Origin of the sequence: Streptomyces sp. NPDC059851, assembly GCF_042732005.1 — a bacterium.
In the GTDB taxonomy this organism is placed as follows: domain Bacteria; phylum Actinomycetota; class Actinomycetes; order Streptomycetales; family Streptomycetaceae; genus Streptomyces.
On sequence record NZ_JBHWJJ010000028.1, the window covers coordinates 1 to 12,475 of the forward strand.

Consider the following 12,475-nt stretch of genomic DNA (forward strand, 5'->3'; position numbering starts at 1 on the left):
GAAGCCCGGTAACGGGTGGAGCTGACTGGTACTAATAGGCCGAGGGCTTGTCCTCAGTTGCTCGCGTCCACTGTGTTAGTTCTGAAGCAACGAACTCGCCATGTCCGGCTTGAGTTCAACTTCATAGTGTTTCGGTGGTCATAGCGTTAGGGAAACGCCCGGTTACATTCCGAACCCGGAAGCTAAGCCTTTCAGCGCCGATGGTACTGCAGGGGGGACCCTGTGGGAGAGTAGGACGCCGCCGAACAATCATTGCGGGAAGCCCCGCACCAGCCCCTTCTGGGGGTTCGGTGCGGGGCTTTTCTGCGTTCACGGGCTGCATTCGCCGGCACGGCTGCGACGTTTGTCGGTCCGATACCCGGATGCGGTGAAGCCTTCGTGCGTGGTTGTATCCGGGCCATGACTCAGCATGTGATCCGGCCCGTGCGCGCCGACGAATGGGAGAAGGTCAAAGAGCTTCGGTTGGTCGCATTGAGCGATCCCATGGCCCCCTTGGCGTTCCTGGAGACCGCCGCCGAGGCCGCGGAGAAGCCCGACGAGTTCTGGCAGGACCGGGCTCGGGGGGCTGCCGAAGGGCGCGGGGTGCGGCAGTTCGTGGCCGAGGCTCCCGACGGGCGGTGGGACGGATCGGTGACCCTGTTCATCGAGCAGGTCGGGTCCACCGACTTCCTGCAGCAGACCGTCCAGCGAAACCAGGGGCACGTCGTCGGCGTGTTCGTGCGGGCCGATCAGCGGGGGACCGGGATCACCGACGCCCTGTTCCGGGCCGCGCTGGAATGGGCATGGTCGCGGGAGGAGCCGGAGTTGGAGCACGTGCGGCTCTTCGTGCACGAGGACAATGCGCGGGCCGGGGCCTTCTACCGGCGGTTCGGGTTCGAGCCGAGCGGGCTCGTCATCCCGAAGCCGGGCGATCCGACGTCCCAGGAGCTGGAGTACGTCATCGCGCGGCCGGCAGCGGGCTAGAGCGGGGACCAGCGGGCGCGGGCCTGTTCGCGGCTGCGGCACAGCGCCACCAGGGGGAGGAGGTCCTCCCGGAGGAGCTCGGGGAGCTGGGGGATCGGGGCGACGGCCGCGACGTCCTCAAGGACCAGCGTCAGTGGTGGGTCGAGCCGGCCGTGGGATGACCGTGCGGCCATGCGGCGGCCGTGCTCGACCACGCTCGACGCGAGTGCGGTCAGCAGTGGCATCGCACTCGGGTGGGTGCGAGGGTCTTCCAAGGATTCACCCACCACATAAAGGGTGCCCCCCTCCTGCACGAACGATGCAAGGGCGAGTGCATCCGTTCGGTTCGGGGTGCACGCCTCGCGGATGTGGATCGACGTCAGGCAGGACAGGGCCCTGGCCGTCAGCTGGAGGGCCTGTTCGCGGCGTTCGGGATGGGCGGTCAGGGCGGATTCGAGTTCGCCGGCCGCGCCGGGCGCCGCCCCGGGGTGGGTGCGCAGGATGCGGACCGGGTCCTGAACGGCCGTGCCCAGGACCCAGCGGTGCAGCTGCTTGAACGGACGGTCCTCCAGGGCGGCCGCCTGGAGCCAGCTCCGCAGGAGGGTCTCGGCGGTGTCGGCCACGGCCTCGTCCCTGCGGGCCCGCGGGCGTACGGGGGCCAGCAGGGCGGCGGCGCGGGCGGCTGCGGTGGTCCGGTCGGCGCAGGCGTCGGCCGGGTTCCAGTGCATGCGGGCCGGGGTGTCGCACAGGTGCGCCGGGTCGTAGAGGAGGACCGGGCCGAGCTTGGCGCGGGCGTTCTTGGTCTCCTCCCAGAGGGAGGGGGAGGACGTGACGACGAGGGCCGCGCCCTCGGCGGTGGCCAGGTACTGGGCCGCCAAGCAGTGGCGTTCGGCCGGGCCGCCGTAGACCAGTCCGGCTGCAGGGGGCGGCGCCGTAGCCGGCGCGGGCGCGGGCGGGGTGCGGGGCGGGGCGTAGCCGTAGCGGTGGGCCTCGTCCACCGGCGGGGGCACGGCCGCGGGCTGCGGTGCGGCAGAGGCCGACGCCGCCGCGGGTACCGGCTCCGAGGTCTTCTGCCGTGGCTCCGCGGCCGGCCGGGGTACCGGCGCGGCCCGGAGCGGATCCGCGGGGTCGGCCGGCCCTGCCGGGTGCGGGCGGGCGGCCATGGCCCGGCGGGCCTTCGTACGGGCGACGACGCCGATCACGAACACGGTCAGGACGAACAGGACCAGGAGCTGCCCGACGAACAGGCCCCAGAACAGGCCCCATCCCGAGAGGGCCGAGGCGTCGGTGTCCGGCCAGGCGGCGGCCACGTCGTGCGGCTGCGTTATCAGGGCGCGGACGGCCTGCGGGGTGCGGGTGAACGAGACGGTGTCCGGCCAGGAGCCCCGGGAGAAGAGGGCCGCCAGGCCGGTGGAGGACCACACGAGGGCGGCCAGGCCGAGGAGGAAGGCGAGGAAGCCGAGCAGGACCCCGTCCGGGACGCCGCCCCGGGAGGCCGCGGGGGGCGTCGTACGTCTCGTGCCGCTGTCGTGCATGGTCATGCCACCGTGGTCGCGGATCCCGGTCCGCCGCCCTGGTGGCGCTCGGTGAGCAGGGCCCGCTGTTCCGCCTCCCATTCCGCCGCGAGCAGGTCGTCGGGGAGCGGGGGTGGGGTCGAGGACTCCGTCATGGCGCGGTCCGTGTAGACCAGGGGGCGTTCGGCTTCGGTGATGAGGTGTTTGACCACCTGGACGTTGCCGTTGACGTCCCAGACGGCGATACCGGGGGTGAGGGTCGGGATGATCTCCACGGCCCAGCGGGGCAGTCCGAGGACGCGGCCGGTGGCGCGTGCCTCGTCGGCCTTCTGGGCGTAGATCGTTCGGGTCGAGGCCATCTTGAGGATGGCTGCGGCCTCGCGGGCGGCGGCGCCGTCGACCACGTCGGACAGGTGGTGGACGACGGCGACGAAGGACAGGCCGAGGCGGCGGCCGAACTTCAGCAGTCGCTGGAACAGCTGGGCCACGAACGGGCTGTTGATGATGTGCCAGGCCTCTTCGACGAGGAAGATGCGCTTCTTGCGGTCGGGGCGGATCCAGGTGTGCTCCAGCCACACGCCGACGATCGCCATCAGGATCGGCATCGCGATCGAGTTGCGGTCGATGTGGGAGAGGTCGAAGACGATGAGCGGGGCGTCGAGGTCGATGCCCACGGTGGTGGGGCCGTCGAACATGCCGCGCAGGTCGCCGTCGACGAGGCGGTCGAGGACGAGCGCCACGTCGAGGCCCCAGGCCCGTACGTCGTCTATGTCGACGTTCATGGCCTCGGCGGATGCGGCCTCGGGGTGGCGCAGCTGCTCCACGATGTCGGTCAGGACGGGCTGGCGGTCGCGGATGGTGTCGACGACGTAGGCGTGGGCGACCTTCAGGGCGAAGCCGGCGCGCTCGTCGAGGCCGTGGCCCATCGCCACCTCGATGATGGTGCGCAGCAGGGCGAGCTGGCCGGTGGTGGTGATCGCCGGATCGAGGGGGTTGAGGCGGATCCCGTCGTCGTTGGCGGCGATGGGGTCGAGGCGGATGGGTGTTATCCCCAGCTGCTGGGCGATCAGGTTCCATTCGCCGACGCCGTCCTCGCCCTGGGCGTCGAGGACGACGACCTGGCGGTCGCGGAAGCGGAGCTGGCGCAGGACGTACGTCTTCTCCAGGGCGGACTTGCCGTTGCCGGACTCGCCGAGGACCAGCCAGTGGGGTGCGGGGAGCTGCTGGCCGTACAGCTGGAAGGGGTCGTAGATGTAGCCCTTGCCGCTGTAGACCTCGCGGCCGATGATCACGCCGGAGTCCCCGAGTCCGGGGGCGGCGGTGGGCAGGTAGACGGCTTGGGCCTGCCCGGTGGAGGTGCGGACGGGCAGGCGGGTGGTCTCGACCCTGCCGAACAGGAAGCTGGTGAAGGCGTCCGTCAGAGTGGACAGCGGATCTCGCATGGGCGGCCTTTCCCTCCGGCTAGCGTCGGATGCCGGTGGCGAACGGCAGGGTGTTGACGAAGGCGCGGTGGTGCTCGCGGTCGCACCATTCCAGCTTCAGGTAGGACTTTCCGGCGGAGGCGCGGATCGTCCTCTTGTCGCGGGCGAGGGCTTCCGGGGAACGGGAGGACACGGTGATGTACCCGACGAGGTTGACTCCCGCCGCACCGCTGGCGAGATCTTCACCTCTTTGGTCGAGGCGGCCGTGGGCGGCGATGTCGCGGGGGTCGACGGTGCGGTTCATCTTGGCGGCGCGGGAGGCGTCGGCCTCGTCGTTGGTCTTCTCGGTGAGCATGCGCTCGATGGCGATCTCGGTGGGCTCCAGGTCCATGGTGACGGCGACGGTGCGGATGACGTCGGGGGTGTGGACGAGGAGGGGGGCGAGGAAGTTCACGCCGACCGGGGTCATCGGCCATTCCTTGATCCAGGCGGTGGCGTGGCACCAGGGGGCTCGGGTGGAGGACTCGCGGGTCTTGGCCTGGAGGTAGGTGGGCTCGACGGCGTCGAGTTCGGCCGGCCAGGCGTTGCGCTTGGTCATGGCCTGGATGTGGTCGATGGGGTGGTCGGGGTCGTACATGGAGTGGACGAGGGAGGCGAGACGGCCCTGGCCCAGGGGCTGGCGCACGCGGATGTCTGCCTCGGCGAGGCGGGCGCAGATGTCGGTGAGCTCGCGGGCCATGACGATGGCGAGGCCGCTGTCGCGGTCGAGCTTGCGGCCCTTGCGGGAGTCGGCGCGGGCGATGGTGTTGGCCTCCGCGGCGAGTTCGCGCGTGTAGTGCATGCAGGCGACGAGGTAGGCGCGGTGCTGCTCGGAGGAGGTGGAGACCATCGACTGGAGCTGGTCGTAGGAGTCGCGCAGCCAGACGGGGGCGGTGGGGTCGCCGCGCTGGGCGACGTCCTTGGCGTGGGCGTCGGGGTCGGCGGGGAGGGTGCGGGCGAGCATCTGCAGGCGGGTGACGAAGCCGTCGCCGTTGGCGACGTGCTTGAGGAGGGTGCCGAAGCGGTCGACGAGGGCTTCTTGGTCCTCGCTGTCGCGCAGGCCGACGCCGGGGCCTTCGATCTCGATGGCCGCGGTGACGGTGCGGCGGTCGGCGTGCAGGAGCACGGCGATCTCGTCGGGGCCGAAGGGGGCGGAGAGCCAGCTGATGCGGCCGATGCCGGGGGGTGGGCCGATCTCGACCTCGCGGCCGTCGGCGGCGCGGGTGCCGGCTTCCATGGCGCCGGAGCGGTAGGTGGTGCCGCGGCGCAGGATCCGCTTGTAGCTGCGGTTGATCTCGTACCAGCGGTAGAAGGTGCGGCCGCGGTAGGGGACGTACACGGCGGCGAGCGCGAGGAGGGGGAAGCCGACGAGGGTGACGATGCGCAGGGTGAGGTCGGGGACGAGGAGCCCGCTCATCATGCCGAGGAACGCACCGGCGATGACCAGGGCGATCTCGCCGTTCTCGCGGTTCTTGCCGACGATGGCGTTCGGCCGGGCGCGGCCGATGAGGTACGTGCGGCGGGGTGCGACCGGGTGCAGCTGGTGGGACTGGGCCGTCAACGCCCGTCACCTCCTGTGTTCCTCGTGCTGGAGCTCGTACGGGGCTGGGGAGTGGCGGGTCCGCCGCCGGTGGGGCGGCTGCTGTGGGCGGCCACGCCTCCGGAGAGGGGGTTCGCGGGGCGCGGGGCGCTGTCGCCGCCGCCGGAGCGGTGGGCGCCGCGGCTGCTGTGGGCCTTGATGCCCTGGGACACGAGGGTGGCCGGGGAGCTGATGACGGCCGCGGCCTGGGCGCCGTCGGTGGCCTTGCTGCGGCCTGCGCGGGCGGCGGCGATGTCGTCGCCGAAGCCGGGGACGAAGCGGTAGATCATCGCGGAGGCGAAGATCGCCAGGAGGATGATGGCGAGGCCGGAGACGACGGCGGAGAAGGCGTTGGGACCCTTCTCGCCGGCGAGGGCGCCGGCGAGGCCGAGGACGATGACGATGACCGGTTTGACGAGGATGACGGCGATCATGATGCCGGCCCAGCGGCGGACGTGGCCCCACAGGTTGCGGTCGACGAGGCCGGCGTAGACGACGACGCCGAGGAGGGCGCCCACGTAGAGGAGGGCGGCCCGGATGAAGAGCTCCAGGAAGAGGATGCCCGCCGCGAGGACGGTGACGAGGGAGACGACGATCAGCATGATGGGGCCGCCGCCGATGGAATCGCCCTTCTTGAGGGCCTCGATGAAGGACCCGAAGAACACGTCGGTCTGGCTGCCGCTCGCGGAGGCGATGACCTCGGTGACGCCGTCGGTTGCGGAGACGACGGTGTAGAGGATCAGGGGGGTGAAGGCGGAGGCGAGGACGGTCAGCCAGAGGAAGCCGATGGCCTCCGACAGGGCGGTGGCCAGGGGTACGCCGCGGATGGCGCGCTTGGCGACGGCGAGGAGCCACAGGACGAGCGTGAGGACCGTGGACGCGGCGAAGACGATGGCGTACTGCTTGAGGAAGGCCCCGTTGGTGAAGTCGACGTTGGCCGAGCCGTTGACGGCCTTGCTGAGCTCGGTGACGATCCACGCGGCCGCGTCGGCGCAGCCCTTGGCGAGGGAGCCGAGGGGGTTGAGGGCGTCGGCGGGGTCGGTGGGGAGGCCGGTGCGGGGGGCTCCGCCGGTGGTTGCGCCTTGGCCGCGCTCGCAGTAGTCCTTGGCAGGGCCGCGGATCAGGTCGCAGGGGTTGTTACTGCCTTGCGGACTGGGGCTGGTGCTGGCCCCGGGAGCGGCGGGTGTGGCGCCCGGCGGCGTCGGCGTGGGTGTTGCAGCGACGGCGCGGGTGGCCATGAGCACGGCTGTCGTCTGCACGACCGTGACGACGGCGAGGAGCGACAGGTACGGACGGCTAGCGCGCATAGGTGAGTCCCCCGAACTGCGACACGGCGGCGGCCATTTCTTCGGCGGATGCTGCGGTCTGGTCCTGGCCGACCGGCGCCGGGCCGCTCTTCTGCGTGAAGTCGGCGATTCGCCAGTCGCCGTTGACCCAGCGGAGCTCGAAGGTGTTGGTGTACCAGCTTTCCGCGACCGGGTTCTGTGATCCTTCGCCAGCGAGCCCGAACAAGGTGGAGTGCCAGACCGACACCGTGGCGGTGTCGCCGCCGTACTTCTCCACCTTGGTTCCCACGGGGTTCGTCCGGGAGATGAAGGTCTTTCCCTTGGGGGCCTTGCCGGCGGTGTCGAGGCCGATGCGGCCCAGGAAGGCCGGATCCGTGTAGACGCGGTCGAGGTCGCCCTGACGTGCGGCGGCCACGTCGGGCACGTACACGGCCTGGATGATTGCTCGTCTGCGGGCGGAGTCGAACATGCCGTCAGAGCCCAGGGCCACCGCGTAGTTGGCGGCGGCGGACTGGGCGCCCTGCTCGTCGTGGGCGAAGCCCTTGGGGATGCCGGCGTTCTTGCCGTCCACCGGGCGGGTGCCCGTGGGCTCGGTGGCTGCGGTGGACGGCTGGGCGTTCGCGGAAGGGGGTTCGGGGCTGCTGCCGGACTGGTTTGCGAAGGCGATGGCGGCGATCAGGAGGACCACCACACCGACCACCGTGACCAGGCTGCGCGAGGCGCGCGGGGTGCGGCGGGGAGCGCCGTACGGGTCGGCGGGGGTTTCCGGGAGGCGGGTGCGGGTCTGGCCCGTGCCGCCGACGTCGCCGTAGCCGCCGCCGTACTGGTCGTCGTTGCTCATTGCCTGTCCGCCCCCTCCGCGTCGTACGACGGTAGCGCTGGTCCCGCGTGGATGCGGTGTGGTGGTTCGTCCTCGGATACGGGTTTCTGTGGGCGGAGCCGGTTATACGGCCATGCCGTAGACGATCGTGAACAGCGTGCCGAGGGAGCCGATGATGAAGACTCCGGTGAGTCCGGCCACGATCAGGCCCTTGCCCTGCTCGGCGCTGAACGTGTCGCGGAGGGCGGTGGCGCCGATCCGCTGCTTGGCCGCGCCCCAGATGGCGATGCCGAGGCAGAGCAGGATCGCGACGGCCATGATCACTTCGATCATGACCTTCGCTTCATTGCCGAGGCTGCCGAACGGCCCCCAGTTCGGGGCGATTCCGCCGATGATGGTGGTGATGTCGCCCTTTTCAGCTGCCAGGATCATGTAACTCACCGCCCCTGTATGGGTAGTTCCGGTCGCCCGTGCCCGACGGCAGGGGTCACGCTCTATCTTCGCTGATGAAACCGCCGTCGTATGTCGACTTGACGCCTCTCTTTACCCGATGTCCCGTTCCTTGGACCGCTCGGGCGCTCTGACCTGGGCGGAGATGGGAGGGCGTCGGGGAGGACGTGGGGTCACTCTGTGTATCACGGGGGGTGACCGCGGGCAATGATCGCCGTAGCGAGTGTGCGGGCCCGTGCCGGGGTTGGCCCGAACTGCCGGGGTTTGTCCGACGTTCCGTCAGTCGTTCCATCGGGCCGGCGCTTCCGCTCGCGGCGAATTGTCAGTGGCCGCCGGCACGATGGGAAGGTGACGACTACTCAGAGTGCTGACGCCGCTGCCCGTCCCTGGACGCTGACGGACATCGAGGCGGCCGTTCGGGCCGGCTGGTCCGCGGAGACCTGTTCGCCGGATGACGTGGAGCGCGAGCCCTGGAGCACCGACAACCCGGCGTGGGGGCACTGCGACATCACTGCGCTCGTGGTGCAGGACCTGCTGGGGGGCGGGCTGCTGGTCGGGGAGGTGTGGCTGGACGGTGAGCAGCACGGCTTCCACACCTGGAACATGCTGCCGGGCGGTATACCCGTGGACCTGACGAGGGGGCAGTTCCGGCGGGGTCAGGTGGTGACGGAAGGGCGGCTGATGGGGCCGCGGCCGAAGGGGCCGCTGCCTAGGCGCTGGGAGGAGTACCTGCTGCTGCGGCAGCGGGTCGAGGACAGGCTGGGGCCGCTGGGGGCGCCGGCCGCGGGGTGATGGGGCGGCGTCCGCCCTCGGGGTGATAGGGCGGCGTACGGCCTCGGGGGCGCCCGGCGATGGCGAGCGGCTTGCCGGTCAGGCCCAGTGGGCGGGGCGGGTGAGGGTGGGCGGGATCTTGGTGTGGGCGTCGCCCCGGGCGGCGTTCAGCTGGGCCTGGGTGAGGAAGAGGGCGTCACGCAGGTCGGCGCCGCGCAGGTCGGTGTCGCGGAAGTCGGCGCCGATCAGGTCGGCGAGCCGGAGGTCGGCCCGGCCGAGGTCGGCGGCGATCAGGTAGGCGCCGCGCAGGTTGGCGCCGCGGAGGTCGGTGCCGGCCAGGCGGGCTCCCATGAGGTCGGCGCCGCGGTGGTTCTTCCTGCGGCCGGGGGCCTTGGCGCGGACGAGCTCGCTCGTTTTCAGCAGCAGGGTGTTGATCTGCTGCCGCAGGGCGCCGACGTCCAGCCCGGCCAGTGCCTCGGCGTCCGCGGCGGCCCATCGGGAGGTTTCCTCCAGGGCCTGGCGGAGCTCGGGGTGGACCGGGCGGGCGGCGGGGCGGGCGAGTGCCTCGGTGACGTAGAAGAGCAGCTCGTGCAGCTGCCGCATGACGGGGAAGGTTTCGAACATGCGGGCGGCGGTGCCCGGGTGCGTACGCCAGTCACGGCCGCCGAAGGTGACCTGGGAGACCTGCTGTCCGGCGCCGAAGCAGTCGAACGTGGTGCAGCCCTGGAAGCCCTTGCTGCGCAGCTGGGTGTGGATGCCGCAGCGGAAGTCCTGCCGGAGGTTCTTGCAGGGGGAGCCGGCGGCCTTGTTCACCGCGAAGTCGTGGGACTTGGCGAAGGGCAGGGCGACGCAGCACAGCGCGAAGCAGCTGGCGCAGTCGGCGTGCAGGTCGGGGGTGGCGGCGGGGGCGGCGGAACCGGTGGTGCTGTCGGACACGGCCCCATTGTCCCCCGTTCGGGAGGGGCGCCGTGGCCGGGGCGGGGGCTCGGGCTCCGGGGCCCGGGCTCCGGAGCCCGGGGGTGCCCGGGTTTCGGCCGCCGGGGCCTGGCGGCGGCGGTTACCCGCGGGTAGCGTCCGGGGGCATGGCGTTCTTCGAGCGGATCGATGCGGAGCGGTTCCAGGCCACCGAGTACACGCGCGGGCCGTGGGACCCGGCCGCGCAGCACGCCGGGCCGCCGGCCGCGCTGCTCGGCCGGGCGGTGGAGGAGCGGCCGGGGGCCCGCACGGACATGCGGATCGCGCGGATCACGTACGAGATCCTGCGCCCGGTGCCGATCGGCCCCGTGCGGATCACCACGAGCGTGCTCCGGGCCGGGCGCAGCACCGAGCTGGTGGAGGCCGCCCTGTACCCGGAGGGGGCCGCGGAGCCGGTGATGTTGGCGCGTGCGCTGCGGATCCGGGTGGCCGCGGAGGCGGTGCCGGCGGTGGCGCCGGGGCCGCAGCTGCCGCCGCCGGGGGAGGTGGGGGTGACGCCGTTCTTCCCGGTGCCGTGGGACATGGGCTACCACGCGGCGGTGGAGACCCGGTTCACCGAGGGTGCCTTCACCGAGCCGGGGCCGGGGACCTGCTGGATGCGGATGAAGGTGCCGCTGATCGCGGAGGAGGGGACCAGGCCGCTGGACCGGGTCCTGGTGGCCGCGGATTCCGGGAACGGGATCAGTGCGGTGGTGGACTTCGGCCGGTACCTCTTCGTCAACGGCGACCTGACGGTCCATCTGCACCGGCACCCGGCGGGCGAGTGGGTGTGCGTGGAGGCCCGTACGAGCGTGGACGCGGCCGGGATCGGTCTGGCGGACGCCGTGCTGCACGACGAGAAGGGGCCCGTGGGGCGGGGCGCGCAGAGCCTTTTCGTCGCGCCGCGTCCCTAGTCAACCCCGTTGGGGGGCGGGGAAGTCGGTGTGGCAGTCTCGTGCGAATGGAGCCCCTGAGAGACCTCGATCCCGCCTGCATCGGAGCGCACGCCCTGCTGGCCCGGCTCGGTGCCGGCGGAATGGGGCAGGTGTACCTGGCGCGTTCGCCCGGCGGGCGCCTGGTGGCCGTGAAGGTGATCCGGGACGAGATCGTCGGACATCCGGAGGCGCTGGCGCGGTTCCGGCGCGAGGCCGAGACGGTACGGGCGGTGCGGTCGGCGTACACGGCGAACCTGATCGACGCCTCGCTGGCGGCGGCGCCGTTCTGGCTGGCGACGGAGTACGTGGCCGGCCCGACGCTGGCCCGTGCCGTGGCGCAGCGCGGTGCGCTGCCCGCGGACACCTGCCGCCGGCTCTTCGCGGCGCTCGCGGAGGGGCTGGCGAGCGTCCACGCGTACGGGGTGACGCACCGGGACTTCAAGCCGCAGAACGTGGTCCTGGGCGGGCAGGGGCCGCAGCTCATCGACTTCGGGATCGCGCGGGGCGTCGGGGAGACGGCGCTGACCCAGGACGGCCAGGCGCCGGGCACGCCGGGGTACACGGCGCCGGAGGTGCTGCTCGGCGCGGAGGCGGGGCCGGCGGCGGACGTGTTCGCGCTGGGGGCGACGCTGGCGTACGCGGCGACCGGTCGGCCGCCGTTCGGTACGGGTGTGGCGACCACCGTGAGCTACCGGGCGGTGCACGAGCCGGTGGACGTGGCCGGGGTGGAGCCGGAGCTGGCGGCCCTGATCGAGGCCTGCGTGGCGAAGGACCCCGCGGCCCGGCCCGGGCTGGCGGAGGTCGTGGAGCGGTGCGCGGTACGGGACGCGCTGGTCGACGATCCGGTGTACGTCGGGTTGGGGATGCTGGGTGAGGCGGTACCGCTGCACGAGATGCGGACGCAGGGCCCGGGGGCGGTGCCGTACGGGTACGTGCCGACCGCGCACGCGGGTGGCACCGTGCCCGCGCCGCAGCCTCGCGGTGGGCGGCGGGCGGCCGGCTGGGTGGCCGCTGGTGCTGCGCTGGCCGTGGTGGGCGGTGTGGCGCTGTGGCAGCTGACGCCGCTCGGCGGCGGTGGTGGTGGGCGGGACGGCAAGGCCTCCGGCCCGTCGGCGCAGGGCCCGTCGGCGCAGGGCCCGTCGGGGCAGGCGACCGGGGGGCAGTCGCCGTCCGGCCAGGGGTCGGCCGCCCCGTCCGCGGCGGCGCAGTCGCCGGCGGGGCCGCCCGTCTTCATCAAGCAGACGGCCCCGAACCTGGACGACTACAACCCGATCCTGAAGCAGTGCCACAACCCGGTCGCGGAGGAGCCGGGCCTGGCGAACTTCCAGACTTCGGTCACCACCGCCGAGGAGGACCACCTGAAAGAGCTGGCGCCCGGCCAGGTACGGATCGGCTACCGGCTGAAGTTCCCGCTCCCTGACGCGCCGCCGTACTACGTGGCCCTCGTGGTGAAGCCGCAGCACGAGGTCGACGCGAGCGGCCGGTCCACGGCGGTGACCGACAACCGCCAGCTCGGCTTCACGGCCAAGGCGCGCGACCTGTACGAGGGCGACGAGACGGAGTGGAAGTACGCCCTCTACCCCGACGACTTCTCCATGGAGCTGGACGGCAAGCGGGTGCCGGCGCCGCCGCTGGCGCAGGATCCGGGTGGGTGGACGGTGGTGTTCCGGCACGCCGTCTCGGATACCCAACACAAGAGCGTGGTGTGCGACGGCTTCGACTCAGGTCCGCAAAAGGGATGATTCCGACACGTACTGGTGAATC

11 protein-coding genes and 1 rRNA gene are annotated in these 12,475 nt (G+C 72.0%); 5 read left to right on the top strand and 7 right to left on the bottom strand.

Annotated features, from left to right (window positions below; translation table 11 throughout):
- Positions 1–130 precede the first annotated feature (130 nt).
- Both rrf and ACFV7Q_RS12710 read left to right on the top strand, forming a co-directional pair.
- Positions 131–247 (top strand): 5S ribosomal RNA (gene rrf / locus ACFV7Q_RS12705).
- A gap of 152 nt (positions 248–399) precedes the next feature.
- Positions 400–963, top strand: a complete 564-nt coding sequence (locus tag ACFV7Q_RS12710) for a GNAT family N-acetyltransferase (protein ID WP_385427443.1) — start codon at positions 400–402, stop codon at positions 961–963.
- Here ACFV7Q_RS12710 and ACFV7Q_RS12715 read toward each other — a convergent pair.
- From ACFV7Q_RS12715 to ACFV7Q_RS12740, 6 genes are all read right to left on the bottom strand, one after another.
- A complete protein-coding gene (locus tag ACFV7Q_RS12715; protein ID WP_385427445.1) occupies positions 960–2,483 on the bottom strand; it encodes a type VI secretion protein in 1,524 nt (507 codons plus the stop codon). The genes ACFV7Q_RS12710 and ACFV7Q_RS12715 overlap by 4 nt on opposite strands.
- Positions 2,480–3,898 carry an ATP-binding protein gene (locus tag ACFV7Q_RS12720; protein ID WP_385427448.1) on the bottom strand — a complete coding sequence of 473 codons (1,419 nt, stop codon included), beginning with the start codon at positions 3,896–3,898 and terminating at the stop codon, positions 2,480–2,482. The genes ACFV7Q_RS12715 and ACFV7Q_RS12720 overlap by 4 nt, the downstream gene beginning before the upstream one ends.
- Before the next feature lie 19 nt (positions 3,899–3,917).
- The gene (locus ACFV7Q_RS12725; RefSeq protein WP_385427451.1) at positions 3,918–5,477 is read right to left on the bottom strand and encodes an SCO6880 family protein; all 1,560 of its coding nucleotides are present in this window, start codon (positions 5,475–5,477) and stop codon (positions 3,918–3,920) included.
- The gene (locus ACFV7Q_RS12730; protein ID WP_385427453.1) at positions 5,474–6,802 is read right to left on the bottom strand and encodes a hypothetical protein; all 1,329 of its coding nucleotides are present in this window, start codon (positions 6,800–6,802) and stop codon (positions 5,474–5,476) included. Before ACFV7Q_RS12730 ends, ACFV7Q_RS12725 begins: the two co-directional genes overlap by 4 nt.
- Complete coding sequence (locus tag ACFV7Q_RS12735; RefSeq protein ID WP_385427456.1) at positions 6,792–7,622, bottom strand: hypothetical protein; 831 nt, start codon at positions 7,620–7,622, stop codon at positions 6,792–6,794. The genes ACFV7Q_RS12730 and ACFV7Q_RS12735 overlap by 11 nt, the downstream gene beginning before the upstream one ends.
- Positions 7,623–7,724: 102 nt before the next feature.
- Complete coding sequence (locus ACFV7Q_RS12740; protein WP_042818271.1) at positions 7,725–8,033, bottom strand: hypothetical protein; 309 nt, start codon at positions 8,031–8,033, stop codon at positions 7,725–7,727.
- Between the two features lie 366 nt (positions 8,034–8,399).
- Here ACFV7Q_RS12740 and ACFV7Q_RS12745 point away from each other — a divergent pair, with 366 nt between their 5' ends.
- The gene (locus ACFV7Q_RS12745; RefSeq protein WP_385427459.1) at positions 8,400–8,843 is read left to right on the top strand and encodes a hypothetical protein; all 444 of its coding nucleotides are present in this window, start codon (positions 8,400–8,402) and stop codon (positions 8,841–8,843) included.
- 78 nt (positions 8,844–8,921) lie between these two features.
- Here the strand turns inward: ACFV7Q_RS12745 and ACFV7Q_RS12750 are convergent, their stop codons facing one another.
- Positions 8,922–9,758, bottom strand: a complete 837-nt coding sequence (locus ACFV7Q_RS12750; RefSeq protein ID WP_385427462.1) for a pentapeptide repeat-containing protein — start codon at positions 9,756–9,758, stop codon at positions 8,922–8,924.
- A 146-nt stretch (positions 9,759–9,904) separates the two neighbouring features.
- On the opposite strand from ACFV7Q_RS12750, the gene ACFV7Q_RS12755 reads away from it, so the two are divergent.
- Positions 9,905–10,690, top strand: a complete 786-nt coding sequence (locus ACFV7Q_RS12755) for a thioesterase family protein (RefSeq protein ID WP_385427464.1) — start codon at positions 9,905–9,907, stop codon at positions 10,688–10,690.
- A gap of 47 nt (positions 10,691–10,737) precedes the next feature.
- The gene (locus ACFV7Q_RS12760; protein ID WP_385427466.1) at positions 10,738–12,453 is read left to right on the top strand and encodes a serine/threonine-protein kinase; all 1,716 of its coding nucleotides are present in this window, start codon (positions 10,738–10,740) and stop codon (positions 12,451–12,453) included.
- Positions 12,454–12,475: the final 22 nt, after the last annotated feature.

Coding starts and splice junctions, on each gene's coding strand:
- ACFV7Q_RS12710 (WP_385427443.1), top strand. CDS start 400: ATGACTCAGCATGTGATCCGGCCCGTGCGCGCCGACGAATGGGAGAAG.
- ACFV7Q_RS12715 (WP_385427445.1), bottom strand. CDS start 2,483: ATGACCATGCACGACAGCGGCACGAGACGTACGACGCCCCCCGCGGCC.
- ACFV7Q_RS12720 (WP_385427448.1), bottom strand. CDS start 3,898: ATGCGAGATCCGCTGTCCACTCTGACGGACGCCTTCACCAGCTTCCTG.
- ACFV7Q_RS12730 (WP_385427453.1), bottom strand. CDS start 6,802: ATGCGCGCTAGCCGTCCGTACCTGTCGCTCCTCGCCGTCGTCACGGTC.
- ACFV7Q_RS12735 (WP_385427456.1), bottom strand. CDS start 7,622: ATGAGCAACGACGACCAGTACGGCGGCGGCTACGGCGACGTCGGCGGC.
- ACFV7Q_RS12740 (WP_042818271.1), bottom strand. CDS start 8,033: ATGATCCTGGCAGCTGAAAAGGGCGACATCACCACCATCATCGGCGGA.
- ACFV7Q_RS12755 (WP_385427464.1), top strand. CDS start 9,905: ATGGCGTTCTTCGAGCGGATCGATGCGGAGCGGTTCCAGGCCACCGAG.
- ACFV7Q_RS12760 (WP_385427466.1), top strand. CDS start 10,738: ATGGAGCCCCTGAGAGACCTCGATCCCGCCTGCATCGGAGCGCACGCC.